Annotated in this window: 22 protein-coding genes and 2 pseudogenes; 13 read left to right on the top strand and 11 right to left on the bottom strand. The window is 46.0% G+C overall.

Features of this window, described 5'->3' with window-relative positions:
- A partial coding sequence (locus JFN88_RS07940) for an S-layer homology domain-containing protein (protein WP_199018788.1) occupies window positions 1–2,290 on the top strand: 2,290 nt, incomplete at its 5' end.
- Window positions 2,291–2,366: 76 nt separating this feature from the next.
- On the opposite strand, the gene JFN88_RS07935 is transcribed toward JFN88_RS07940, so the two are convergent.
- Window positions 2,367–3,182 (bottom strand): DUF817 domain-containing protein, encoded by an 816-nt coding sequence (locus JFN88_RS07935; protein WP_199018792.1) that lies wholly within the window; start codon window positions 3,180–3,182, stop codon window positions 2,367–2,369.
- Between the two features lie 292 nt (window positions 3,183–3,474).
- Between JFN88_RS07935 and JFN88_RS07930 the strand changes: the two are divergent.
- Window positions 3,475–4,235: pseudogene (locus tag JFN88_RS07930) on the top strand (class I SAM-dependent methyltransferase).
- Between the two features lie 18 nt (window positions 4,236–4,253).
- On the opposite strand, the gene JFN88_RS07925 reads toward JFN88_RS07930, so the two are convergent.
- The gene (locus tag JFN88_RS07925; RefSeq protein WP_199018786.1) at window positions 4,254–4,757 is read right to left on the bottom strand and encodes a GNAT family N-acetyltransferase; all 504 of its coding nucleotides are present in this window, start codon (window positions 4,755–4,757) and stop codon (window positions 4,254–4,256) included.
- A 483-nt stretch (window positions 4,758–5,240) separates the two neighbouring features.
- Between JFN88_RS07925 and JFN88_RS07920 the strand changes: the two genes are divergently transcribed.
- The 3 genes from JFN88_RS07920 (at window position 5,241) to JFN88_RS07910 (ending at window position 8,746) form a co-directional block, all read left to right on the top strand.
- Window positions 5,241–6,233 carry a cell wall hydrolase gene (locus JFN88_RS07920; protein ID WP_199018785.1) on the top strand — a complete coding sequence of 331 codons (993 nt, stop codon included), beginning with the start codon at window positions 5,241–5,243 and terminating at the stop codon, window positions 6,231–6,233.
- A gap of 89 nt (window positions 6,234–6,322) precedes the next feature.
- The gene (locus JFN88_RS07915) at window positions 6,323–7,135 is read left to right on the top strand and encodes a hypothetical protein (RefSeq protein ID WP_199018784.1); all 813 of its coding nucleotides are present in this window, start codon (window positions 6,323–6,325) and stop codon (window positions 7,133–7,135) included.
- Window positions 7,136–7,270: 135 nt separating this feature from the next.
- Window positions 7,271–8,746 (top strand): protein adenylyltransferase SelO, encoded by a 1,476-nt coding sequence (locus JFN88_RS07910; protein ID WP_199018783.1) that lies wholly within the window; start codon window positions 7,271–7,273, stop codon window positions 8,744–8,746.
- Between the two features lie 195 nt (window positions 8,747–8,941).
- Here the strand turns inward: JFN88_RS07910 and JFN88_RS07905 are convergent, their stop codons facing one another.
- A complete protein-coding gene (locus tag JFN88_RS07905; RefSeq protein WP_199018782.1) occupies window positions 8,942–9,250 on the bottom strand; it encodes a hypothetical protein in 309 nt (102 codons plus the stop codon).
- 93 nt (window positions 9,251–9,343) lie between these two features.
- Between JFN88_RS07905 and JFN88_RS07900 the strand changes: the two genes are divergently transcribed.
- Entirely contained in the window at window positions 9,344–9,559 is a 216-nt protein-coding gene (locus JFN88_RS07900) for a hypothetical protein (RefSeq protein ID WP_199018781.1), read from the top strand.
- Window positions 9,560–9,771: 212 nt separating this feature from the next.
- Here JFN88_RS07900 and JFN88_RS07895 read toward each other — a convergent pair whose 3' ends face one another.
- The 3 genes from JFN88_RS07895 to murC form a co-directional block, all read right to left on the bottom strand.
- Window positions 9,772–10,122 carry a hypothetical protein gene (locus JFN88_RS07895; protein WP_199018780.1) on the bottom strand — a complete coding sequence of 117 codons (351 nt, stop codon included), beginning with the start codon at window positions 10,120–10,122 and terminating at the stop codon, window positions 9,772–9,774.
- A gap of 656 nt (window positions 10,123–10,778) precedes the next feature.
- Window positions 10,779–11,981, bottom strand: coding sequence for an MFS transporter (locus JFN88_RS07890; RefSeq protein ID WP_199018779.1), 1,203 nt, complete (start codon window positions 11,979–11,981; stop codon window positions 10,779–10,781).
- 308 nt (window positions 11,982–12,289) lie between these two features.
- Entirely contained in the window at window positions 12,290–13,582 is a 1,293-nt protein-coding gene (gene murC / locus JFN88_RS07885; protein WP_199018778.1) for a UDP-N-acetylmuramate--L-alanine ligase, read from the bottom strand.
- A gap of 569 nt (window positions 13,583–14,151) precedes the next feature.
- On the opposite strand from murC, the gene JFN88_RS07880 reads away from it, so the two are divergent.
- Entirely contained in the window at window positions 14,152–16,242 is a 2,091-nt protein-coding gene (locus tag JFN88_RS07880; protein WP_199018777.1) for a glycosyl hydrolase family 28-related protein, read from the top strand.
- A gap of 338 nt (window positions 16,243–16,580) precedes the next feature.
- Here JFN88_RS07880 and JFN88_RS07875 read toward each other — a convergent pair whose 3' ends face one another.
- The 3 genes and pseudogenes from JFN88_RS07875 to JFN88_RS07870 form a co-directional block, all read right to left on the bottom strand.
- The gene (locus tag JFN88_RS07875) at window positions 16,581–17,150 is read right to left on the bottom strand and encodes a YdeI/OmpD-associated family protein (RefSeq protein ID WP_199018776.1); all 570 of its coding nucleotides are present in this window, start codon (window positions 17,148–17,150) and stop codon (window positions 16,581–16,583) included.
- A gap of 26 nt (window positions 17,151–17,176) precedes the next feature.
- Window positions 17,177–17,545, bottom strand: a pseudogene (locus JFN88_RS24465) (MFS transporter); the annotation flags it as partial.
- Between the two features lie 14 nt (window positions 17,546–17,559).
- Window positions 17,560–18,024: a VOC family protein gene (locus tag JFN88_RS07870; RefSeq protein WP_199018775.1), complete on the bottom strand. Its 465-nt coding sequence runs from the start codon at window positions 18,022–18,024 to the stop codon at window positions 17,560–17,562.
- Window positions 18,025–18,124: 100 nt separating this feature from the next.
- Between JFN88_RS07870 and JFN88_RS07865 the strand changes: the two genes are divergently transcribed.
- Window positions 18,125–19,051: a helix-turn-helix transcriptional regulator gene (locus tag JFN88_RS07865; RefSeq protein WP_199018791.1), complete on the top strand. Its 927-nt coding sequence runs from the start codon at window positions 18,125–18,127 to the stop codon at window positions 19,049–19,051.
- Window positions 19,052–19,506: 455 nt separating this feature from the next.
- On the top strand, window positions 19,507–20,439 hold the full coding sequence (locus JFN88_RS07860) for a methyl-accepting chemotaxis protein (protein ID WP_199018774.1): 933 nt from the start codon (window positions 19,507–19,509) through the stop codon (window positions 20,437–20,439).
- A 133-nt stretch (window positions 20,440–20,572) separates the two neighbouring features.
- Here JFN88_RS07860 and JFN88_RS07855 read toward each other — a convergent pair whose 3' ends face one another.
- Window positions 20,573–21,331 (bottom strand): class I SAM-dependent methyltransferase, encoded by a 759-nt coding sequence (locus tag JFN88_RS07855; protein ID WP_199018773.1) that lies wholly within the window; start codon window positions 21,329–21,331, stop codon window positions 20,573–20,575.
- 285 nt (window positions 21,332–21,616) lie between these two features.
- Complete coding sequence (locus JFN88_RS07850) at window positions 21,617–23,062, bottom strand: 4-hydroxyphenylacetate 3-hydroxylase N-terminal domain-containing protein (RefSeq protein WP_199018772.1); 1,446 nt, start codon at window positions 23,060–23,062, stop codon at window positions 21,617–21,619.
- A gap of 185 nt (window positions 23,063–23,247) precedes the next feature.
- Between JFN88_RS07850 and JFN88_RS07845 the strand changes: the two genes are divergently transcribed.
- From JFN88_RS07845 to JFN88_RS07830, 4 genes are all read left to right on the top strand, one after another.
- Entirely contained in the window at window positions 23,248–24,132 is an 885-nt protein-coding gene (locus JFN88_RS07845; protein ID WP_199018771.1) for a phosphotransferase enzyme family protein, read from the top strand.
- A gap of 148 nt (window positions 24,133–24,280) precedes the next feature.
- A complete protein-coding gene (locus tag JFN88_RS07840; RefSeq protein WP_233167564.1) occupies window positions 24,281–24,832 on the top strand; it encodes a methylated-DNA--[protein]-cysteine S-methyltransferase in 552 nt (183 codons plus the stop codon).
- Window positions 24,813–25,739, top strand: a complete 927-nt coding sequence (locus JFN88_RS07835) for a DNA-3-methyladenine glycosylase family protein (protein ID WP_199018770.1) — start codon at window positions 24,813–24,815, stop codon at window positions 25,737–25,739. The genes JFN88_RS07840 and JFN88_RS07835 overlap by 20 nt, the downstream gene beginning before the upstream one ends.
- 205 nt (window positions 25,740–25,944) lie before the next feature.
- A complete protein-coding gene (locus tag JFN88_RS07830) occupies window positions 25,945–26,829 on the top strand; it encodes an NAD(P)-dependent oxidoreductase (protein WP_199018769.1) in 885 nt (294 codons plus the stop codon).
- Window positions 26,830–26,970: the final 141 nt, after the last annotated feature.

The following is a 26,970-nucleotide window of genomic DNA, read 5'->3' as shown; positions in this document are numbered from 1 at the left end:
GATTACGGAACCGCAGGAACCATCGAAGCCAGGCTACAACTTTAGCGGCTGGTACAAGGAAGCAGAGTTAACGAATGCGTGGAACTTTGAAAATGATACCGTACCTGCAGGAGACATAACCCTGTATGCGAAGTGGAACTTGGAAGTGCCTGCAGCGCCACAAATTCAAACAGTGGTTTCGGGGGATGCAACCGTTTCAATTAGTTGGACAGAAGTTCCATTTGCAGCAGGTTACCGTATTTATCAGAGCAGTGTGCACGGCCAATATAGTGATCCTGTAGCGACTGTAGATGGCTCAACCTATAGTTACCTGGCTGAGAATTTAACAAATGGTGTTTCCTATTATTTTGTGGTCAAGGCAGTAAACGAGGCCGGCGAAAGTAGCGCCTCCAATGAAGTCAATGCCACTCCGCAAGTTCCTGCGCCAGGTGCGCCGGTGCTTGAGCAGCCGGTTGCCGGAAATTCGAAGGTAAGTCTGACCTGGAATCTGGTAGATGGATCGACCGGTTACAAAATTTATCAGTCCGTAACTCCAGATACGTTTGGCGATCCTGTCATAACCGTCAGCGATTCCGTTCACAGTTACGATGTTACCGGGCTTACGAACGGCACGACTTACTATTTCTTGGTTAAGGCTACGAATCCAGGGGGAGATAGCCCGGCTTCTAACGTAGTGAGTGCTACGCCTGTAACGGTACCGGGGATTCCGACCAACGTGGTCGCGGTTTCCGGATCAGGGACAGTAAAGATCACATTCACACCTCCTGCTGACAACGGTGGAAGCGCGATTACCGGTTATGAAGTGTTCAATTCCAATGGGGATTTGGTAGCAACAGGAGACGCAGACTCAAGTTCAATCACTGTCACAGGCCTGACGAATGGAACCACATACGTGTTCACAGTCAAAGCTAAAAACGCAGTGGGCAGCAGCGACTCGTCTGAGCGATCGAACTACGTGGTTCCATACGAGCCGAGCAGCAGTAATTATAATGATAGTCCATCATCCGATTCATCTGAAACTCAACCTGCAGACAAGGGTGTAAATGTTCTCGTCAATGGGAAAGTCATCCATGCAGGAACAGCAATTACCGAAGAAGTGCGTGGCCAAAAAGTGACGCGAATCGTCCTGGATGAGGAAAAACTTCAGCAGCGTCTGGAGGCAGAAGCGGAAGGAGCTGTTATCACCATTCCGGTAAGTTCGAGCAGCGAGGTTATCATTGGCGAACTGAATGGAAATATGGTGAAAAGCATGGAAAAGAGAAAGGCATTGCTGGAAGTTCAGACTGGACGGGGTTCTTACTTGATTCCGGCCCAGCAGATCAACATTGATGCTATTTCTAAACAATTTGGCGCGAATATTGAACTGAAAGACATTAAAATCTGGATAGAAATTGCAGCGCCTTCAAGCGAGACGGTTCAACTGGTCAAGAATGCGGCATCTGCGAATGGGCTCATAATCGCCGTACCGCCAGTGAATTTTAGTGTAAAAGCGGTGTATGGCGACCGGACTGTGGAAGTAACGAAGTTTAATGCTTATGTGGAACGGACAATTGCGATTCCAGAAGGAGTCGCTCCGAATCGTTTAACTACAGGTGTAGTGGTGGAGCCTGATGGAACGGTCCGCCACGTCCCGACAAAAATTGTTCTTACGGGTGGCAAATATTTTGCAAAGATCAACAGCCTGACCAACAGTACCTATACGATCGTGTGGCATCCGGTGGAATTCAAGGACGTAGCCAATCACTGGGCTAAGCAGGCTATCAATAACATGGGTTCACGGATGGTTATCCAGGGAGCAAAGAACGGACAGTTCAGCCCGGATCGGGATATTACCCGTGCAGAGTTTGCAGCTATCGTAGTGCGCGGCCTGGGTCTTAAACTGGAGAACAGTCAGAGCAGCTTCGTGGACGTGAAGAGTTCGGATTGGTACAGCCAGGCAATCCAGACAGCTCACGAGTATCAGTTAATCAATGGATTTAAGGACGGTACTTTCCGTCCGAACGAGAAGATTACCCGTGAGCAGGCTATGTTGATCGTATCCAAAGCAATGGCAATCACGGGACTGCAAGGAGCTCGTGCGGGGCAAAGCGGGACGGCTATCCTGCAATCATTCTCGGATTCCGAAAGTGTCTCGCAATGGGCGTTGAGTGGAGTTGCTGATAGTGTGAGTTCAGGAGTTATCTCTGGCAAGAACGGTAATATGTTAGCGCCTCAGACCTTTATTACGAGGGCAGAAGTTGCGACAATCATGCAGCGGTTGCTGCAAAAATCGAATTTGATTAACGAGTAATACAGTAAAGGTTTCGGCAACAAAACAGGTCGGTCCGACAACCATGTAAAATGTGTTGTAGGATCGACCTGTTTCTTTACTGTCGTATCGTTTGGTGCTTATCCGATATACCTGGAGGGCGTTGTCCCTTGACTTGCTTTAATGTGGCGACAATCAGAAAGCTGACGATAACGAGCAAAAGCCAGGAGCTGACCTTGCTTACATGGACCAGTCGCCAGGTATCGGTCTGGTTCGGATATTCCCATGCGCGAAAGAAAGTGGCAATATTCTCAGCGATCCAGATAAAAAAACCAATAAGCACAAAGGACAGGGCGAGCGGCATCCGGTAGCGATGGCGACCGACCTCATAAGTAACCCATGTTCGCCAAAATACGATCAACACCAAAGCTGACAGCCACCAGCGAATATCAATCCAATAATGGTGAGTGAAGAAATTCAGATAGATCGCGGCAGCAAGCGGGGTGACCAGCCATAGCGAGGGCCAGTACACAAGATCGACTTTGAGACGCCGCCAGGCTTGGCAAAGGTAACTGGCTACACTGGCATACATAAATCCGCTATACAGGGGGACGCCGTATATCTTCGTCCAGCCTTCTCCCGGGTACGACCAGGACCCCATGCGAACCTTGAACAATTCCAGAGCGAGGCCAATCAGGTGAAAAACAGTAATTACTTTCAGCTCATCCCGTGTTTCCAATCCTGATCGCACCATCCACACCTGCATGGCCAGGCAGATAATCAGCATCCAGTCGTAACGGGGCAGCCATGGCAGGGAGATAACTTGTGTCAGTGCCAGGGAGGCGAAGATAACGACGGGAAATACACAGGACAACGCTTGTTGCCACCCAAAGCGTACGAATTGGTGAAGGGCATGAGAGATGCGGTTTTGCATCGGCTTCATTTCCTTTGGAGTGGGAATGAGTGGTTTCACGAATAACTCCCCTTAAGATTCGACATTGTGTTTCCAAAAAACAACTGGCGGTTTACGCCTCTAAATTCAATTTTACCCTGTGGATATCGTCTGCGCAGCCTGCCTGCAACTTGTCGTGAAAATAGTAGTACTGCGGAGTTATTTTACAATAACATCGTAAGGCCAAGTAGACAAGTGGAAAGAATGGTCCGATAATTATGAAGCAGTAGGCGGATGTGTACAGGGAAACTTTTCAACTAAAGGAGGATGCTCCATCGACTATTTATCTTATAATCGTGAGAAATGGGATGAAAAGCGGAAGCTTGTGACGTCTGGTCCACACCTGTCAGCAGTGAAGCCGTCCAACACGCCAAACAAGGGGATTGGACCATTGTACTTACGAACCAAAAGCCTGTCCCCAAAAGCTGGTTCCCTAAATCGTTAATGGGCAAGACAATTTTATGTCTGGCTTCGGGGGGCGGACAGCAGGGCCCTATTTTGTCTGCTGCGGGTGCGAACGTTACGGTATTCGATTATAGCCTTAAGCAACTTCAAAAGGATGAATGGGTTGCCAAGCGGGACGGGCTGCAGCTCAAAACCGTACAGGGGGATATGAGAGATTTGTCTATTTTTGAAGACGAGAGCTTTGATGTCATTGTCCACCCGTGGTCCAACGGTTTTGTAGATTCGGTCCTTCCGGTATGGAGAGAAGCATACCGAGTGCTGAAAAAGGGTGGAGCGCTGTTGTCGGGATTTGGCAACCCGGTCGAATATATTTTCGATGTGAAGGCGCTGAACCAAGGGGAATTCGTTGTAAGGCATTCAATTCCTTATTCTGACCTGACCGGCCTCTCCAAAGAGGAGTTTGAAGAAGTTGCATCGGACGGTATCTTGTTCGGTCACACGCTGCACGATCAAATTCAAGGACAAATTGACGCCGGTTTTCTCATTGCCGGATTCTACGAGGATAAGAACGGGACGGCTCTGGATCGCTATATCGATACTTCGATCGCAACAAGGGCTATAAAATACTAGAGCAGCCATCTAAATCAATCATTCCTGTAAATCCTTTTCATAGCAATAAAACGGGTGGGATTTGCCGGGGTAGACGATTTCCCCTTTTTTAGTGTAGCCCAGGCGTGTGAAAAGTGTTTGCGCCTTATAATTCAAGGAATAGGTATCGATGCGAATCCAGCGGATTCCTTGTGCCGCGGCAAGATTCTCTGCGAACTGGATCAGCTCTTTAGCAAGCCCGCCTTTACGGGCATGGGGGTTTACGGCAAGCCGATGAAAGGTCATAGCAGGATCTTCCGGGTGAGTCCATGCTATGTCCTTATATAGAGATGCCATCTTCTGGTCGACAGTAATACAAGCCTGGACCCCCTCGTCCGTCTCCTTAACATAAAGGGAGTGATGCTCAATATCCTCTTTAAAATGCCTGATTTGCGGGTATGATGAGTCCCATTGGTCGCTTCCTTCCTCATGCATGACATCTACGGTCTTATGAATGAATTCCTGTATGGAAGCTAAGTCTTCGGTATAGGCTTCTCGAATCATAAACGTCCTCCTGTAGTTAGGCGTATGAATTTAGTAGCTGTCTATATTAATTAAAAGGATAAGGGGTGTATTTCGTCAATAGCATACCAGCTTCACTATGAAAATATCAGGTTTGCTTACTCCATTCATCGGGCAAAAGGCCTGTCACGGCGAATTCCAATTTAATGTTAGAATTTAAATATATGGTTTTTAATTCCTGTTTTTTATTCAAATATAAGCATTAATTCCTCTGCTACTCCGTTGCGATCCTCTTCTGCCGAGCACCGATTTTAAATGAAATCCCAGGAAATAGATTAAATTGTTCCAAAACAAATAAAATACCTTATAAAAGTATTTATTGATATTTTTGGATTTTGTGCTAAAATAGATGCTGAACTTAGAGGTAGCTATAATATTTCATATATTTATGATGACTTAGAGGCAATAGCGGGATTTACGCTAGACAACTCGGATTATTACTACGAGAAGGATCATGATCTTAATGTGGTTTCTATTAGAGATGATAGCCAATCTATTATTGCAAAGTATGAATATAATAGTAATGGGGAGACTTCTTCTATTTTAGGACAAGATTATGAAGGAAACTGGGTCGATAAGAGTTCAGACGAATCTTTTATAGGAACTCTCAATCTGATTCGGCTACACTCATTTTATTATGATAAAGAAACAGGTTGGTACTATACCGGTTCCAGATACTATGATTCAAGTAGAAATGAATTTTTAAAAGGCGCTGTGAAGCTGCAGCCACCTTCACTCAATGATGTTCTAAAGAATAATGATTCTATTGTCACCCCTTTTGCTGATTATCAATTAATCATGCAAATACAAAGCTGTCAAACTACTAGTTTGAACGATACTAATTTTGGCAAGCCTCTTACTTACAGCTCATCTTGGTATAATAGTCTATCAGATATTGAGTTATTGGCCCGTTTATTATATGGGGAGAATGTATTAAATGAAGGAGATCAATATGCTGTAGCATGGGTACTTATTAATCGTAAAAATGCAAATTCATCTGAATTTGGAGGCAATACATTTAGAGGGGTCGCTACAAAATCGGGAGCATTTGAGCCATTAACAGGGGGACAGGGTGGTACAGAAAATGCTCGAGTTCCTAACACGAGTTCCAACCGATGGAATACTGCTATATGGTCAGCTTGTACATTTACGTACACATCCAGTATTTCTGATTATAACAGTCTGATACCTAAAGCTCCTGGAATATCGAACCAATTATTTTTTGTGGGCCTATCCTACTTTTTAACAGGAACCAACAGTCAGGACAAGACGCCATCAGGCACTGGTTTAAGATACAAAATGGATAATAATTATATTAATATAAAAAACGTAGTCATTGTTTTTGATACGACAACATCATTTCAAAATCCATCAAAAAAGGATTCCATCACATCTCACGCGGATTTGAATTCTGCTCAGAAGAGACTGCGACACAATATATTTTTTAATCTAGACTGAGTTTTTATGTAATATCCGTTTAGTGCAGCAGGTGATTCAATTCCTGCTGCATTACCTTTTTGGTTAATTTAAAACCAGGAGTGTTTAACATGAAGAAAAAATTTTTTTTATGTTTTTTTTTCCTATTGTATATTATCTTACTCGTTTCTGCTTGCTCTAATAGTGATAATACTGAAAAAAAAAACCTAAAGGATACAGCTCTTCCCGAAGGCTTTACTCTCAACAATGTTAAAGTTGCAACAGAAGAATACATTAATTACCGCATGTGGACTGAACCTGATCGTCTTAATGAGTCAATAAGCGAGAAAAGCTTCGAACCTTATATCCATAAGAACATTAGTATGGAGGTGCGGCAGTATGAAGATGTGTCAGAAAAAAAGTTATACGTAAAAGCCAATATCGGCGAATGGCTGCTAATCTTGACTACAAAAGATGGTATTGTTTATGGAGACGGACAGGTGTCTAAAGATGAAAGAGGCTGGCCACAAGGGAATTATAAGGTGGTAGAAGATTTTTCTGTATCTGTGAAAGAGGCCCAAAAGCCAAACTATGGAAATTCGCCCCGTAAGAACAAAATGATCGCAGCTGCCGAAGTCTATTTAAGGTTTGTACTTTGTGAAGATTTCCCTAGTGGTGCTGAGGGTGAAAAGTGGCTCGGGGCCCGGGTGTATATTGCTGATTTTTTTGAATATCAAGATATAATTATGGCTTGGATTGTTCGTAAGGATGGGCTTGCTTCCTTATTCCCAGTAGGATTATTGGAAAAAGGTAATGCTTTTGAAGCTTTCGGAGCGAAAGGCTATGACTTGGAACATGTAGAATCTCTGGACCCTAATAATCGTGGGCGGTTCGAGTTTGAACAACAGACTAAAGATGCAGTTTTAGAGTTTACCTGCGAGTAGAGATATATAAACCTTTTCTAATTACAAAACTGCTGGGGAGACGAAATTCTCTTGCCAGGAGGTCATCTCTTAAATAAAAGGGTATACTTAGGTGAGAAGCGCATTTCAAGCCAACTCACGAGAAGAGGATCAACCATGGTGAAGAATACTCAAGCTACGGGAGCAGGATGGAATTTTGACAATAGCTATGCCCGTCTCCCCGAATTATTTTATACGAAACTACAGACAAATCCGGTAACCAGCCCGAAACTAATGATTTTAAATCGGCCGCTTGCAGAGGCATTAGGGTTAAATCCGCAGATGCTGGAAACGGACGAAGGGGTGGCTGTATTTGCCGGAAACGATGTTCCCGAAGGGGCGGAGCCGCTGGCGCAGGCTTACGCAGGGCATCAATTCGGGTATTTTAACAGGCTGGGTGACGGGCGCGCACTGTTGATCGGTGAACAGATTACACCGTCCGGTGAACGTTTTGACATTCAACTGAAGGGCTCCGGCAGAACGCCATATTCGCGGGGCGGCGATGGACGGGCGGCGCTTGGACCGATGTTGCGCGAGTATATCATCAGCGAAGCGATGCATGGCCTGGGAATTCCGACAACCCGCAGTCTTGCTGTGGTTAAGACTGGCGAGCATATATTGCGGGAGACCGAGCTCCCAGGGGCTATTTTGACCCGTGTCGCTGCGAGCCATATCCGGGTAGGGACTTTTCAATATGCTGCGAATTGGGGCAAGGACGGGGAGATTAGAGAACTGGCGGATTATGTGTTGAAGAGGCATTTTCCGAGCATCGATGGCTCCGCTGACCGTTACCTTCAATTGTTCCGGGAAGTTGTGAGGCGTCAGGCGTCTCTCATTGCGAAGTGGCAGCTTGTTGGTTTTATTCATGGGGTCATGAATACGGACAATATGGCGATTAGCGGAGAGACGATCGATTATGGCCCATGTGCGTTTATGGACACTTATGATTCCGGGACAGTATTCAGTTCAATCGATACAGAAGGCCGCTATGCTTTTGGAAATCAGCCGCAGATTGCTGGATGGAACCTTGCAAGGTTTGCCGAGACATTGCTGCCACTCTTTCATGAGAATAATGAAGAGGCTGTTATTATCGCTCAGGATGCGATATCTGAGTACCCCGAGCTGTTCCGCAGGCACTGGTTGGATGGGATGAGAGCAAAGCTTGGACTGTTTGATCGGGAGGAGTTGGACGGGGAACTGATTGAAAGTCTGCTTGCGATCATGCACGTGCATCAGGCCGATTATACGAATACATTTCTGGATATGACCTTTAACCGAAAAGATTGCTCGAATCTGCATGGCAGCAGTGAATTTGCGGAGTGGCAGGAGCGTTGGCAGGCCCGGTTGCAGCGGCAGCAGGAGCCATGGGAAGCCTCTCAGGAGCTGATGAAGCGAAGCAACCCGGCAGTGATTCCTCGTAATCACCGTGTGGAGGAGGCGCTGGAGGCCGCTGAGAATGAGGCGGATTACAGTGTAATGGAAGAACTGCTTCATGCAATTCGGAATCCATATGCACATTCTGAGGAGCAAGCCGAATATGCCAAGGCGCCCCCAAGCTCAAAGATACCGTATCAGACGTTTTGCGGGACTTAGGACAAAATACTGGCAACACAAAAACTAGCTATTGACAAAGTGGTAGCTAGTTTTGTACCTTTCAGCAACTTAATATGTGCAATCAGTAAAGGAGAACGGTTATGGTATCGTTCTCCTTTGTTGATTGCTTATATATCACAGATGGATAAGAGCATTGCTTTTATTTGCTTTCTTAGAAAACTAAGGGCGTGGGTATTAGTCCGAACCAGTTTTATTTAGTGGATTTATTCTTGTTACAAAAGGTCCCCGCATTAAATTTTGTTTGTATTTTACGCTGTATTCTGCACCGATTTTGAGAAAAGGCCATACGATATCCGGCACTTTAACTTTAACTGTGCTGTTATCTTCAAACTTTAATTTAATGAATTTATTGCTGTTTTCATAAGTTTCAATTTTCTCATCCAGTGTTACAATTGCAAAAGTACTGCTAAACATAAAATTATAATATAAGAAGGTAATAAGTAGCAGTACCAAAAATAAAATCATAACCTTTTGTTTGCCCATAATACACCTCATTTCTTAGCTTTCGAAGGTATTCAGAGGCAGAATACATACACCTAATTTTATCATAATTATACATTTTGGAGAAATTTGAACATGGGTCAATTTATAGTTAGAGAAGTCAGAAGGGTACTTGAAACAGTTAGGATTCTGAAGTCTTATGGAGGTACAACTGGCAAATGGGTTGTAAGCTATGCACATCCATGGACTGTAATCTCCCCTAGTGTTAGTTTTGGACCAATTTCAGTGGATTTCGGAAGTTTTCTTGGGGATGAGTGGGAGTGGGAGAATGGGTTTACAATTGATTATTAATAAATAGTTGTAACTTAAAAGAACAAAAATACACTCATGTTACGAAGAAAACATGGAGTGTATTTTTGTTCTGGAATATTCATTAAGCTATAGGCCCCAAGCAAGGATAACAACTGATGCCGGTTGTGATCATACCCTGCCTGTTTGACGGGCGTATGATTACAACCGGCATCAGCTTGTTCAATGACAATACGGGTTAAAACGCTTTCGAATCAACTGAACCAAATTGAAGGTCCCATCCAGGCATCCGGTACGGTAGCTACATACTTATAGGTTCCCGCGGGCTGGTTGCCCAGACTCCAGGAGCCTTGATGAATATCATGGCCGGGTCTGCCGCCTTCTTCATTGAAAGAAGTAATAAAGACGTCACCGCTTGCCGTTACTTTATAAATATTAACTGTCAAGAACCCGTGCACATGTGAATCATAGGCAAAATAATTCACCTGGAGATTGCCGCCGGAGTGTGTGTATGTTCCAGTTGTTACGCGTTGATTGGCGAATGCAGTGCCGGTAAAGGTGAATAGCATCACCATCACAAGCAAAATAAAATTTAATTTTTTCATAGCGAAATCCTCCTTGGAATACGGTTGGTGGACAACGAAAAAGAAGCCTTTGCCTTAATAGAATGGCATGTTCACTACGATACTAATTAGAGCTTGTACAGGAAATTGGACGTCAATTATAGGCTATTCACCACCTCCTTATGGTGTTAAAAAGCATGTTGAATGATAACAGACAAGTATGAGAAGTTCATGGCATGTAGACGATGTTAATTCTCAGCGGGAATCTTGGAGAGTTATTCAAAAAATCCGGTTCAGAACGGACCGAGACTTGAGGAAGAAGTTGATTGAACTGGCTGTGCAGGTGAAGATATGCTCATAAAGAGTTTTGTGGAAGAGCCTGGGGTGAGGTTTATTTGAATAAACGAGCTCATTATTAATGTTTTAGGAGTTAGATGTTTGACCAGATGATTCCGGCCAGCAAAAAAAAAACCTGTAGGGTCGAATAACAAGTGAATTACCTCTATTATAATGATTAGGAAAAATTCGGTCAATAAAAATAAACAATCATTACCAAATAAATTCAAGAAGATAAATATCGGTTCCTGGTTCTGATCATTTAAATCCGATTATATATGAGTGTGAGATATCTCAAATCATGCATGAAAAATACAAGCCCGGCTTCTCCGCGAAGCCGGGGCTCTCTATCATTCACACTCCTATGCACGCTCATATTTGCGGTCCCAAAGCAAGCATACGATCCCCAGAATCAGTGCAAGCCCTACGAGGATCGCGCCAACCCAAGGGAGGGAGGCCAGAGACATATGGGTAATGACCATTCCGCCGATGAAGGCGCCTGTTGCATTGCCCAGATTACCGGCAGAGTGGCTCGTCGTCGAGGCCAGAGCCGGCGCTGACTGCGCGAGGCTCATAATCCGTACCTGCATGCCCGGGAATGCGGCAAAGGAAGCAGCCCCCCACAGGAAGATCGTGATGACAGCAGTAACCGGATTATAGACGGTGAAGGTAAACACCGTCAGGAGAACGCTTATAGTGAAGTAAATGCCCAGAATGGCAGGCATCAGCTTCCAGTCAGCAAGCTTACCGCCGATCAGATTACCCATTGTGACGCCGACACCGAACAGGATCAGAATCCACGTCACGCTATGCTCGGCAAATCCGGTTACCTGCACGAGCAAAGGTGTAATGTAGGTGAAAACCGCAAACAGCCCTGCATTGCCCAATACGGCAATGAACAGGAAAATCAGCAGCCGCGGATTGATGAGTGCCGAGATTTGCTGCATCATGCTCGGAGCTTTCTCCTGCTTAAGCTTCGGAATAAAGATGATAATACCGATCATCGTCACAACGCCCATAAGTGCAATCGCGGCGAAGGAAGCTCGCCAGCCCATGTTTTGCCCAATAAAGGTCCCGATTGGCACTCCGATAATGTTGGCGATCGTAAGGCCTGCCATCATCATAGAGACAGCCCCGGCCCGTTTGTCGGGATGAACCAGGTTTGAAGCGATTACGGCCCCGACCCCAAAGAATGTACCGTGCGTGAGCGCAGATATGAGTCGAGCGACCATGAGGATAGCATAATTAGGGGCCACGACAGCCATGAAATTGCCGAAAATAAATAGCCCCATCAGGAAGCATAGCAGCTTCTTTTGCGGTATTTTGTGCGTTAAGACGGTCAGGATCGGAGCGCCTACCGCTACTCCGAGCGCATACATGGTGATGAGCTGTCCTGCCGCAGAGATACTGACGCTCAGATCATCGGCAACATTGGGGAGAATCCCCATAATGACAAACTCCGCCATCCCGATGGCAAAAGCGCCGACGGTTAAGGACAGCAACGAGATGGGGAATGACTTCTTCGCGGTCGTCTCATGTTGAAGAGCAGGTTGAGATGGTCCCATGATACGATGTTCACCTTTCAATTATATGTCTTGTGTAGTGCCTCTCATAGCTGTCAGGGCGGCTGCAGCTACTTTCCCTATTTTGTGGCTTTGCGGATCAGGAATCAAGAGCTTTTTGTGAAAATGGTTCCCAATCTTTGCAGGCTTTCGACCACGGCCTCCGTGTGAAGTGTTTTTCCGAACTATGTAACTCTTTATTCTACGGTCTGTAATTGGGACAGCGGTGTCTCTCAGCGTCAAAAGCCCTGCCAGAACAAAAGTTGTCATGACAGGGCTAATTATTTTAATATGTCTTATATACCTGCCGCTCAAGGCTGCAGCAACAGCTCCTGATACTTCTGGATATCTCCAGCACCCATGAAGACCAGAATCGAATCGTCATAGCTGGACATCTCAGAGAGGATGTCGTCGGAGACAATTCGGGCATTGGGAATCCGTGCTCTCAGGTCTTCGATAGAAACGGTACCGGACGCTTCTCTGGCGGAGCTGAATATTGGACACAGGAATACGTCATCGGCTTCCTTCAATGACAAGGCGAAATCATCTATAAGCTTCTCCAGGCGGCTATACGTATGGGGCTGGAAGATGCTGACCACCTTCTGCTGCGGGTACTTGCTGCGGACAGCTTCAAGCGTTACCCTGATTTCAGACGGATGATGAGCGTAGTCATCAATAACGACATTGCTTCCCCACTGTCTTTCGGTGAATCTCCGCTTGACCCCTCCAAAAGTAGCCAACTGCGCCTTGACGCTCTCCATATCCCGATCCAGTACGAGCGCTACGCCAATGACCGCCAAAGCGTTAAGTACATTATGCTTTCCGAATACCGGTATTTTGAAGCGGTTGATTGCGGTATTTTTGTAATGAACATCAAAAGCTACGCCATCGCGCTCTACCTCCATATTGGAAGCCCTAAGCCCATTATCTGGTCCAAACCCGTAGTAAAGGGTGTCCTTGCCGATATCCAGCAATCGTACTTGAAGATCATCCCCGCATACGACCAATTGCTTTCCTGTCTGGGAAGCCATGGATTGGAAGGCGCTGCGGACATCATCAATATCTGCGAAATAGTCTGGATGGTCAAAATCGATATTCGTAATCACCGCGATATCTGGCTGATAAGCCAGGAAGTGCCGACGGTATTCACAGCTTTCAAATACAAATAAATCAGATTCCGAATTTCCTGTTCCTGTCCCGTCTCCGATAAGACTGCATGGCGCTTCCCCTGCTTGCAGCGCATGGACAAGCATTCCGGTCGTTGTCGTCTTGCCGTGTGCCCCTGTCACTGCAATACTCGTATAATTCTTCATCCATTCACCTAGAAAATGATGATAACGCTGCACAGGGAGTCCCCATTGTCTGCATCGAAGGACAGAAGGGTGGTTATCGTCATAAGCATTCGAGGCGATTACCGTCATGTTGGGCTTTAATGGAGCCTCTCCGAACGAATATAGCGGAATATTCCGCGAATCCAGAGGGGTTTGTGTGAAGAGAAAGTCGTCTATATCTTCTCCTTGAACTTGATGACCCAAATCCGAAAGAATTTGGGCTAGTGCGCTCATTCCGCTGCCCTTAATGCCGATCAAATGAAAGTTGTCCATAGCGACCTCCAGAAAAAGTAATCGAGATAGTATATGTTAGAGAATGAAATGTGCGAATGCCCATAAAAGCTATTATACAGGCTTGCCATATGAACTTCAGGAATGTGAAGGAATTTTAAGACAGACAGGCATATGCGGATAAGCATATATTCGAGCATAGAGACTTGCGTCAGGGATATCTCTCAATTTGACTTTTTATTTGAAAGGACAAAGAGTTTACTAGCAGCCTATAACAGATACAACGCTGCATCCGTAAGCATCATTATACGAATGGGCGTAGGACTAAAGTACTAAATTGGGTACAAAGCTATTTTTTTCTATATAATACTTTATTTAGAGTCATAGGGAGGTTATAATGGAATTCAAAGTAGTTTTTCTATTTCTATATTGCAAAATGAAATCGTTTTCTTTAGTTATATTTGCAAAAATGTGAAAGCGCTTTATCTAGGAGTAATCCGGCATTTATTATGGAAACATACCAATGCTTCTATGAAGGGGGGTGATGGAATGGAATAACAGGCAAAACAAGGGTAAGGACTTTTTAGAAAATTATAGAGGAGGCTAAACTTATGAAGAAAAAATGGCTTAGCAAACTGCTCGCAATTTTACCGGTATTTGCCCTGATTACCTCTATTGTCGTCCCTGTTAACACAGCAGCAGGAGCCCCTTGGAGAAGCTCACTGTATCCGGCGAATTGGACCCCTTCGTATACGGACGGTCAAGGCCGCTTCCTGCAAGACTTCAGCTATGCAGGCTACTGGCGGGGTGAGAAAGACATTCCCACTAACCCGCCCGGGGCCACTTATAATGTCGTAACCCAATATGGTGCGGACCCGAACGGTGGCGCAGATTCCACCAATGCCATACAAAATGCTATCAATGCTGCAGGTAACGCAGGCGGTGGTATCGTATACTTGCCTCCGGGCACTTATAAGGTCAAACCGCAAGGGTCCAGCAACAGCGCCATCTGGATCAATAGGAACAATGTGGTACTCCGCGGTGCGGGCAAATCATCCACCTTTATTTTCAACGACTCTACCAGCATGCGGGATAAAGCAGTGATTCGTGTAGCGCCCATTAACTCAGCAGACTGGTTCTCACCTACGAATACACCCACCTCCATCAGAAGTGATATTCAGCCTCGATCTACAAGAATTCCGGTAAATAGTGTAAGCGGATACAATCTTAACGAGTTTGTCATCGTCCGTGCCGATGCGTCCGATGCCTTCATTGCCGAGCACAGAATGAGCGGTCTGTGGAATTCTTCTTTAAGGGGGCAGACCTTCAGTCGGCAAATCGTCGGTATTGAAGCGGCCACCAACACACTGATCGTAGATATTCCAATCCGGTATACGCTCAAGACAAGGGATAACGCCCGCGTCTATAAAGTAGGTATAGCCATCACAGAGGCAGGTATAGAAAATCTCTCCATTGGCATGAGACAGCATACAGGATCGGGTTGGGGCGATACGGACTTCAACAGATCAGGTACAGGTGCTTATGATGTTCACGCCTCCAAAGCTGTCACTTTCTCCAATGCCAGGAACAGCTGGATGGACAATGTGAATTCCTACAGGCCAAGCTCCAACGGATCGGATATTCATTTATTGTCCCATGGGGTAGTAATCAACCAATCCCGCTCCATCACCATTCAGAACACCAATCTCCAAAAGCCTCAATATCGGGGTGAAGGCGGAAACGGATACTTGTATCATGTTCAAGGCGGCGATAACTTGATTCAAAACTCTGTTGCCACCAACGCCAGACACAGCTTCACCATGTCCAGCATGTGGACAAACGGCAACGTCTTTTTTAGAAACACCTCCAACTACCCTCGTCTCGCTTCCGATTTCCATATGCATCTATCTGTAGCTAACCTGTTCGACAGCATGACGATGAACGGGGATTATCTGGAGGCTGTGTACCGGCCATACGGAACCGTTCAGCACGGCTGGACCACGAGCCAATCCGTGTTTTGGAATACAACCGGAAATGCATATCAATCTGGTCAATCCTCCATTGTGAAATCGAGGCAGTGGGGCCAAGGCTATGTCATCGGCACACGCGGAGCGGCAAATAACGTAGAGTATTCAATTTCCGGCAACGACGCCTCAGCTCCACAAGATTTTGTCGAAGGAATTGGCACGGCAGCCGATTTGCAACCGCAATCCTTATATCTGGACCAAAAAGCCAAGAGACTGGGCGGTGGGGGAAATCCTAATCCAGACCCTGGTAATCTTTTGACAAACCCAGGCTTTGAAGACGGGAGTCTGAACGGGTGGATCGGGTGGGACAACGGCACCCTTGCGCAAAAAGTCGACACCGACTTTCCTCTGGGAGGATCCTACAAATTAACTCACTGGGCATCCGTTGCATACCAGCAATTAACGTACCAGCAGGTGAGCGTGCCGAATGGCCTCTACTCAGCCAGCGTATGGGTACGCTCCGGGGGAGGACAGAAGGTATTGCGGCTGTTCGCTAGAAACTACGGCGCAGCGGAACTGACCGCCGAAATCGGCAGCAGCCCTATTACGGGCTACACCAAGTACACTATCGATAACATTAACGTCACTAACGGCCAAGTTGAAATCGGCATTTGGAACGATGCCAACGCCAACAACTGGGCAGCATTTGACAATTTTGAGTTGGTGAAGAAGTAAGCGAATTGGGAAGGTCGTCCACTTACAAGGGCGAAAGATGCGATTCTACAGAAGGTTGCCGCCGGATTGTACATTGGCGCAATAGGTCAAACACCCCCTCATTTCTCTATAGGAAGACTTGAGGGGGAACGGCATTTTTATACTTAGGTAAATACTGTGAACTGCTTGAATGCAAACTTATTTGTATGCACGCTAAGGGTCGAACTACCATAAAAAGGCTCGTATTTCTGTCTAATTATAGCGATGCTGGATGTGACGTTTACTGTTAAAGTGTTGGCGAGATCTCTTTCTGCTATAGTCTGGCTGGCTTAAAGGTTTGAAAATTGCCATAGAGCAACTTAAATATCTAGTAGACGTCCATTATCATTCCATTGGCCGTACATGTTGTTTTCTCGCGTGTTTGCTATAAACTTGTCTAATCTGCTCTCAAATAATTCCGGTTGGTTTTTTATGCTTTGTATCGTATCGATCCGAACTCTTTTATAAAGATCCGGAAATGCCTTGAAATTCTCATATACTTGCTTTTCCTCTTTCAGCCTTTGCTCTATAACCGGATCGATTCGAAAAGAATCGTAATCCATATCAGGAAGAACCTTTCTTCCTGCGTCTGTCATCAACCCTAACTTTTCGAGGTGGCGGACACGTTCTTTATTCAATTCAGTCCATGAACTTTTTTGGCTTCGAGGGGACAGTCTCTGAGCCAGCTCTGTTTCAGATATTTTCTTCTTGACTCCATCGATCCATCCAAAGCACAAAGCTTCCTCGACCGCGTCCAAATATAAGAGCGTATCCGATTTGGGTTTCATACTGACCAAGACCCAGCAAGATTTGCCAGTCTTGCTATTTTTCTGTAGCCAAAACCTCAACTCTTCTCTCGATTTTACAGGAATTAAATTATCCATTTTCATATTTTAAAAGAATTTCCTTTCTACATTTCGGGAGGAACAAGGCTGGCAGCGGTCGCAAGCGCAATCGAAAAAAAGACAGGATGAAAAAATGCAGGAACAATCCGAAAAGCCAGCATAACTTCGAAGCTGATAGTATAAGCATACACCAAATTAGAGATGGCAAACATCAGGATAGAGGAAAGTAAGATTGCTTTTCAATTCATGCCGGAAGCGAGTAATGTTAGGAATGGGCCTGAAATGGCAACGATTAAAGCAAATGCATTCACAAGGCACCCGGCCTCCGATGGCGCTATGTGAAACTTTTGAGTGACTTGGGGAGGAACTCCGATCATGCCTATTTCAGTTGTTATGATGCCAAATATACCTAAAAAAATGGCCTTCAGCTGGAAGACCATTTTTTTAGAATGAGTTACTGTTTGTTGGATATTACGTTATCAAGAAACTGATCTGCGTCGCTATTGAATTTCCAGCCAACTCCAAATTTATCAACCAGCATGCCAAAGCACGAAGACCAAGGAGTATTGGATAACGGCATGCTGACATGACCGCCAAGGGACAAATGACTAAAATATTCTTCCAGTTTTTGCTTATCATCGATGACCAGACTAATCAGAATAGTATTCCCTTTCACCAGCTCGCCTGTTACCGCCTTCATTGAAGGCAAAATGTCCGACATCATGATTTTCCCGCCCGCGAATTCTATGGAAGACTCCATGATCATATTTAACTCATTTTCCGGCATTGGGTAGTTTGGATCTTGCGGGATATCCCCAAATTTCACTTTTTTTACTTCAATTGCGCTTAAAGCCTCCGAATAAAATTCAATCACTTGTTCTGCAATTCCATCAAAGCTTAAATATGCAATAGCTGCCATAAAACATAACCTCCTTCTTGTTATGAATGTAGTATAATTTATAAGAGGTGACAGCTGTATGTCACCGTTTCATACTGAAGTAGAAAAAAGAGGGGAACCGATGGAAAAGGTTGAGAGATTAATATCTATCATCATGATCTTGCTGAAAAAAGATATCGTTTCAACAAAAGAATTTGCACAATTATTTAACGTTTCCAAAAGAACGATTATTCGTGATATGGAAACACTGGGTTTATCAAACATCCCGATCTATTCTATTATTGGAATTAATGGCGGCTACGGCATTATGGATGAATACAAGGTTGATAAACGTCTGTTAAGCAGCTCCGACTTGGAGAATATATGGACTGCGCTCAGTGGATTGGAACAAATTCTAATTAGCGAAGAAGTTGAAGTGACGATCAAAAAAATAGAAGCCATGGTTAGCCCATTGGCTCCGAAAGGTTCAATTCAACTGTCTTTTTATGATTGGGAGGGTCGGTCTGAGATTCGTCAAACCTTGAAGACATGTCAAGAAGCCATATTGAAGAGAAGATTCGTTTCATTTGATTATATAGATAAAAATGACACTACGACGAAAAGAACCGTCGAGCCTTATCAGCTTCATTTTAGCGAAACGAGTTGGTATCTGAAAGGATTCTGTTTGCAACGTATGGCATATAGAACGTTTAAACTATCTCGGATCGATTATCTGAATATGAATGAACAAACGTTTAGCCCTAGAGATGATTTGTTGGAGCAGGAGCTGGAAGCAAGTTATCAACCGGAACTAGTCGCTGTCAAGGCGTTGATTTCGCCTGGCATAAAAGATCAATTCATTGAAAGGTACGGTCGAAAGAGTATTGAAAACTATAGTCCTGAATATTTATTAGCAACAGTCCATGTTCCGCAAAACAGAAATGGATTTCAATTTTTATCGAGCTTCGGTACAGATCTGGAAATAGTAGAGCCCAAAACCTATGTTGAAGAATTTCGAGATTATTTGAATAAAATGGTAGAGAAGTATACTTCAAAAGGCTCCCATTAACATCAAAATGTTGGCGGCGCGCATATTCTTAAACTATGCTGCCCGTTAGCTTAACGGTCCGTACGTTGAATCAACCATTTTACTTTTTCGGAGTCAAGCATGATCTTACCTCTCTATTCTAAAAATTTATCGTAAATTATCCCGCGCAGCTTCATTAATTCATCCTTCAGTTGTTTGTTTTGAAGCCTCTCGATGTTTTCCAAAAAGACTTTCAGAGTAATACTAGGATATATCGCTGACACATGAAAGAATTCTATCCTACTACAGCAAACGCTGGGCGATTGAAACTTACTCCCGAACGGCTAAAGTACACGAGGAGAAATACGTAGCCTTTCCGCTGGTTGTATGGCAAGTAACACAACTATGGGAAAAAAGGAACTGGTCTTGCTCTTTTCACATAGATTTTGTACAATCTAGTCGAACATAATCTAGATAAAACGAGGGAGCGCCCATCCATGAGCGAAGCGAGCGTAAGCACCCAGATCTACTCCAAAGAAGACACGAAGCTTCGTTCGATGGTTACAGCCATCGAAAGTTCGCTGGCGATGATCGAATTCGACACGGAAGGCCGGGTGCTGCGCGCCAACGACAATTTCGCGCGGACGATGGGCTATCTTCCGGAGGAAATGCGGGGCATGCGTCACGCCTCGCTGTGCACAGAGGAATTCCGGAACGGACCGGAATATGTCGAGCTGTGGGAAGGACTGCGGCAGGGCAAAGCGTTTCAGGACAAAATCCGCAGGGTGCGCAAAGACGGCAGCCTGATTTGGCTCGAAGCGACCTATATGCCGATCCTTGGCGACGACGGACAGCCCTGCGGAGTCCTGAAACTGGCGACGAACATCGACAGCCGCGAGCAGGCGGCGGCACGGCTGACGGCCGGGCTGCTGAAGATGTCCGAGGAACTGCTCGTCCGAGCCAGCGAGGGCATGAACCGTAGCCGGGAAGTGGAGGAGGCCGTTGGCAGCGTCGTCTCGGGCTCCGAAGACAATATCGCAGCCTTAAGGCAGCTCGAGCGCCAATCTGATACGCTGCGCGGCATCGTCCGCTCGATCAAGGACGTCGCCGAGCAAACCCGCCTTCTTGCCCTTAACGCGGCGATCGAGGCGGCTCATGCCAAAGAGTACGGACTCGCCTTCGGCGTCGTCGCCAACGAGGTCCGCAAGCTGGCCACCCAGGTGGAGCTGGCGACCCGGGAAGCGAGCCGCTACGTTGAAGGCATCGAAGCCCGCTTCCGGGAAATCGGCGAAGGCGCGAACCGCTCCCGCACCCTCGCGGCCGAGAGTCAAAGGCGGCTTCGCCAAGCCGTCGACGAATTCCAAGGCATTGGCGAAGCCGCCCATCGACTCGACGGGCAAGCGCGCGAAATCAACTCGATTGTGAGCTGACGGCTTCCATTCTAATGGTTCATCGAAATGTATATAAACACAAAGTACAGTTTAGCCACAACATGTACATCAGCATACAAAGAAGAAACCACTCCGATAATGGAGTGGTTTTCTCTTGAATAGAACTGCTCTTTTATTTACTAGCCAAAATTGTAAATTCCCATGGAATATTTTCATTTTTCCAACCACGATGCTCATCAAATTTCATGAGGTTAAAACCAGATGTAATAACGGAATTTATGATTTCGCTCAGGGTATAAAACCTAATCGAGACATCTGGAAATTCTTGCTGTTCATATTCATCGAAATAATGCTTATAGGCTACATCTCCACTATGTAAATCTTCGTCAAAGTAAGTTTGTTGGATTTGATATTGGATTTTAGAATTAGAAGTGATACATCTTCTTAAGGGATGAAAGTCGCTTAGAACCATCACCCCATTAACTTTAAGTAGTGAAAAAAGAATAGACATCAATTTTTTAATATCATTGAAATAGTGTAATATTCCACCTTCTAAGTATAGCATGTCAAAATAACCGCTATACTTTTCTAAGTCTATATCATAAATATCAGTAACGACATATTGTATAGATACATTGGCGGAATCCGCGAGTTCCAGGGCATACTTTTTATTTTCTTCCGATATATCAAACACGGTTACATCTGCGCCTAATAGTGATAATGGGACTGCTTTTCTTCCATTTGAACCACAAAGATTAGCAATCTTTTTTCCTTCTATTTGTTCAAAATATAGCTGATGTTTTTTTAGTTGTGCTTTGGGATTCTCCAATATTTGTTGTGCCTTATCCTTAGGTGAACCATCCCGTCTGTTCCAGAATTCATATGCTCGATGTTCCCAAGCTAACTTATTTTTAGCACTTTGTTCATTCATACCAGTCAACTCTCCCTTCATAATTAATCTATTATTAGTGATTCCATTAAGGCCCCTGCGTCAAATTAGAAGTAGTCTTCACTCCCCAAATCTTACCATAAGTTACAGCAGGCCAGCAGTACCTTTATCCACTCCAAGCAATATTCCGATGGCCGCCCCGTACAATTTTCAACCCCACACTAACGGGTATATTGGCTCGACGAGTTTACCGCTGTTCATACACCATTTCACTCTTGCAGTCCCCGCGGCAAATAAACAAAAGGAGCTGCCGAAGCAGCTCCTCTTTTACAAGTTTAGAAAGCGGGTAACATTCTTAATCAATTTTTCCCGGCCTATGAACCCTTGATATAATCGATTCGTGACATGCTGGGGATTTCCAAAGAAAAAACGTTCATATTGTACCTGTCGTCCTGCAAATGAACTCGCGCTTAATTCCCAAGCGAGCCGGTTCAAAGCAATAACTTTGTGCGCCTCAGTATCCGAGATCTGAAGATACTTTTTGAGATCTAACGATACTTCACTTTCAAAATCCTTCTCGGATGGAATCATCACCAATCGGCTGCTTGCCAAGTGTTGAATGATTTCGACCATTCGGGGATAAATTTTAGGGAAGTAGGTGTTGGCAACTAGTGTTGCCCCTTTATCGGGCACTATAACTCCCCATCGGTTCTTCTTCGCTTTCACTTCCGCCTTCAGCAGCAAAGATTTTAAAATTTCCAATATTACAATAATATCAGAGATGTGCTGATTCAAGATATCGGAGTCGGCATCAGCAAGCCTGGCCAGATTTTCTGCTGTTCCCAAAAAAAACTCTGTTTTTGCAATATACCGAGATATTGTCTGGTGACTTACTTGTGCGTGGAACTGGCTTTCGTAAGCAAGTTCATTAGCTGCTTGCGCACTCCCATAAAGGAAGATGCGATCTCTCGGAACCTTCACATGATCACACAAAACCAAAGTATCCATTTCTTCAAATTGCGAACTTAACGGGAAGTCGTAGGCGGAATCGCCTTGCACGTAGCTTTCCCGACAGACCAGTGTGAGACCAGGTGAATCTATAGGAATGGCAAACGCAAAAGTAAACGGGTTTTCCTCTTCAAGCGTCAAAACAGGCGGGGGATAAATCAGAATCTCCTCGGATGTAACAGCTCTCGTTGCCAATAAAAACGCCCCGCTCACGATCATCCCATCTGAATTAAATTCGTGAACTTTTGCCGCGATCGAGTCCTCAAATGAATCCGTCACGGCTGACAAGCGGGTGCCGGCAGGCTGGACGAACGCATGAGACAGCGAAATATCATGTTCTCTGCAATATACATAATAGTTTTTCAAATTATCTGCAAATTCAGGATTAAACGGCTGGAGGACATCTGCCGCTGATGCATAAGCCGCTAAAGCGATGTTCATATAATCCGGTGCGCGGCCTAAAAATCCATGGTGCCGACTTGCCCACAGTGACGTCATTGTCCGACGTCTTCGCAAATCATTTTTCGTTTTGGGAAATATGAACGATAAACCTACGGGTTCGCTACTGTGAGGGGACAAGTAAGTCATTTTATCCATATAATTTTCTTCCCCTTGCATGTCATAAAGCGAAGCTTGCATAGAGAGGAGACCGCTGAAGGCGAAATGTTCAGAAAGATTTCCGGTTACGTACTCGCCTTTATAGATAACTGAGGGTTTTAGCCGGTTGATCGACCGCAGAAACTGCTCCCCATTTTTGATCGGCATTTCATGTACCCCCATTCAGCTTTAGTCATGCATCATTATATTCACCTTCCAAAAAAATTCTCTGGCGAACTGCAATATCCGCACTTGCCCTGTAGGGAGCTTTTCCCACGCGATCCTATCATGTATGATTTAATAAAGAGGTAGAACAGGGAGTAGATGGGAAATCCGCACAGGAGGAAATAATCTTGAATTTTTCATTGGAAACAATACAATGGCTTGAAACAAACAGTGCCTTCAAACCGTTTCCAGGGGGCATTAATGATGCGCTCGGCTCGATGATGATCCACTCGATGAAGCAGGGGATGGAAGCGGAAGTAGTGAAGTTAAGCCAGAGTGATCATAGCTATGTCCTGAAAATATGGAACCGCCATTCAAGGCCTGATGTTGGCTTCCAATTTCAGTTGTTGCAGGCGCTTACGAAGCGCAAGCTGGCCGTCTCCGTACCTTTAGGTTGGGGAGTGAACTCGGATGAGCATCATGTACTGCTTACGGTCTTTGGTGGAACGCCTGTATCGGCATTGAATGCTCAGGAGATGAGGAAACTCGCACAGATTTTGGCCCATATCAATCGGATATCGCAAGAAGAACTGTCAGAATTGGCGCTCCCGCAAAATGAGTTTATTTCCTACTTTTATCCTGGGATCGAGGAACATCCAGATTTGCAACAGACGTTGAGTCAATTGGTTGATCAGGCACACTTGAGACAGGATCGGCTTATTCACGGGGATTATCATCTGGAGAATATTTTAGAGGATGGCAATACGTTTACAATCATTGATTGGACAAACGGGCAGCTTGGCGACCCGAGATATGATCTTGCCTGGTCGCTGCTGCTTCTGAGAGTATTCGCCTCCGAACGGTTGGCTACCGTCTTTGGCAATGCGTATCTGAAGGAGCATCCTATGACGCAAGAGGAACTGGACTGTTTTGAAGCGATTGCTTGCATTCGGGGAGTTTTGCTCTACAGAGAAGGAAATATGGCGATAGAGAAAAATGTTCTCAAAAAATTAAGGGGGATTATCAAAAGAAATCCCCAACTGGCCGGTATGGACTCTCTCGTCCAAGCTTGAGCTCTTGCCCTTGGTGAGCCACGGCAAAAGAACTATCGAAAAGTTGCTATTGTATTCGGGAAGGCTTGGGCTGTCTGCTCAATACGGTTATACTGGGAACAGGAGATCTCCTCTTGGAAAAGCAAGGAAGAGGGAAGGATGAGACAAATTGCGAACAGACTTGATGTGGGCAAAGCAGGAGCTTGAAGGGCGAGAGTGGTTGATACTGGCAACGGAGCGCGGGCTGTGCCGGATTATATTCCCGCATGAAGGTCTGGAAGATTTTCAGAGTTGGATCAGCCGTATTATTCCGGGTGGAGTGCTTAGAGAGGATGAGGCGGCTCTGAGAAGGACAGGCATTACGGAATGGCTGCATGATTATTTTGCAGGGAAGCGTCCCCCGATCAGCGCGATCCCGCTTGACCTGATCGGGACAACGTTCCAGCGGGAAGTATGGGAGGAGCTCGGGAAGGTGCCCTACGGAGAGATACGGACCTATGGCGATATTGCAACGGCCATTGGCAAGCCGCAGGCTGTTCGCGCCGTGGGCGCGGCTAATGGAGCCAATCCCATTCCACTCCTACTGCCCTGTCACCGGATTATCGGGGCCAACCGCAAGCTGACAGGCTTCCGGGGAGGACTGGAAATGAAGCGCAAACTGCTTGACCTGGAAGGAATCAAAGGTGTGGAGGACGGCGGCTATGCCCGGTTCCAGTTTTGACCTTGCGGTCAGCCAACCCTTCAGCTTCGCGCGCTGTCTTGAATATATGACGCGGTCGCCACTGGAAAGCTTGTATGAGGTGCGTAGCGGCAGCGTGATCCGGTTGCTCAGGGCTGCCCGGGAGCCTGATTCAGATTGCGGGGCTCCCCGCAGCTATCTGGTGGATATAACTTGCCCCGATGATCAGGCGCTTCATGTACGATTTCTCCAAGGGAAGCCGGATAGCGATGAAGAGTTGGAAGGTGTTAAGCGTTATATCCGCGAATGGTTTGATCTGGATCGCGATCTGGAGCCGTGGCAGCAACTGGTTGCCGATGATCCGGTATTGGGAAAGTTGGCAGCAGAATTTTACGGACTGCGCCTAATCGGCATTCCTGATCTGTATGAGGCGCTTTGTTGGGCCATTGCAGGGCAACAGGTCAATTTGCCCTTTGCTTACAAGCTCAAGGCCAGGCTGGCGGAAACTTATGGAAAGAGCGTGATCTGGGAAGGTAGGAGGTATTGGCGCTTCCCTGATCCGTCAGCCCTTGCCGGGGCGGATATTGCAGCGCTTCAGTCCCTGCAGCTCACTCGCGCCAAATCGGCAGCAATTATTGAGACGGCCTCACGGATGACCAGCGGCGAGCTGTCGCGTGCCGGCCTGCTCGGGCTTGGGGACTTTGCCTCCGCTGAACAGGCACTTGTGCACATACGGGGCATTGGCCCATGGACCGCGAATTATGTGCGAATGCGATGCCTTCGTGACCCGAGCGCATTCCCGATTGGGGATGTTGGCTTGCAAAATGCGGTCCGATCGCAGTTGAGCATGGACCGCAAGCCGACACCTGCCGAACTGCGGGAGCTGTTCGCGCCATGGGCCGGCTGGGAGGCGTACGCCACCTTTTATCTTTGGCATAGCTTATATTAGTCTGCTGTCAGACCTGTCTATTGATTGAGCAATAGCATAAGTAGACAGTTAAGAATTTACAGCTTCTATATTCTATCCAAATGAGGCTTTCGTCCGTTAAAGGACAGCCAGGACGTTATGCTTGTGGACAAGCGGTGTTTATAGCTGTGCGGCAGTTATTATCGATCATTGATTTCAATATATTGATGTAAGGGAGAGAAGTATTTTGGCACTCACACCGGAAAATACGGCAGTAGGGTTTATCGGCATTGGCGTTATGGGAAAAAGTATGGCGAGCCACATTCAAAAGGCTGGCTATAAGCTCCACGTGTATACTCGAACAGCTGCAAAGGCAGAGCAACTTGTACAGGAAGGCGCCGAGTGGCATGAGACACCCGCCAAGCTGGCCCAGGTCTGTGATGTTGTGATTACAATGGTGGGGTATCCCAGCGATGTAGAAGAAATTTACCTGGGAACGGACGGACTGGTTGCCCATGCGAGAGAAGGAGCCTACCTGATCGATATGACTACCTCAAGTCCGCAGTTGGCCGGGCGCATATATGAGGCCTGCAACGCTAACGGACTTCACGGACTGGACGCCCCCGTTTCAGGCGGGGATATAGGCGCGAGGGAAGCGAAGTTGTCAATTATGGTTGGAGGTGACCAGCAGGATTTTGAGGCTGTGCGTCCGCTGTTGGAATTAATGGGGCGCAATATCGTGCTTCAGGGCAAAGCGGGGGCAGGGCAGCATACCAAAATGTGCAATCAGATTGCCATTGCCTCCAACATGGTGGGAGTCTGTGAAGCAGTGGCGTATGCTGAAAGCGCGGGACTGGATGCCGGTACGGTACTTAAGAGCATTGAGAGCGGAGCGGCCGGGAGTTGGTCATTAAGCAACCTCGCACCGCGTATTATTGCAGGTAATTTTGAACCGGGGTTTTACGTGAAGCATTTTATCAAGGATATGGGCATTGCTTTGGAAGCAGCCAAGGAGATGGGGCTGAACACGCCAGGACTCGCTCTGGCGGAATCATTGTACAAGCAACTCGCCGACAAAGGCTATTCGGATAAAGGCACCCAAGCGCTAATTAAGTACTACATTGAGAAATGACATTATAAAATTCCATATTTGCGAGCGCTTGGCGCCGGAATCTATTATGGTTTCATTTTCAAAAAAGGGCCCTTTCAAGGCCAGCATGCAGAGATTTCGTCTCTGCGCTTGCTGACCTAGAAAGGGCTATGCTTTAAGGAG

Source organism: Paenibacillus roseus (genome assembly GCF_016424485.1).
Lineage (GTDB): Bacteria > Bacillota > Bacilli > Paenibacillales > Paenibacillaceae > Paenibacillus_D > Paenibacillus_D roseus.
This window is presented reverse-complemented; position numbering and strand designations above follow the sequence as displayed.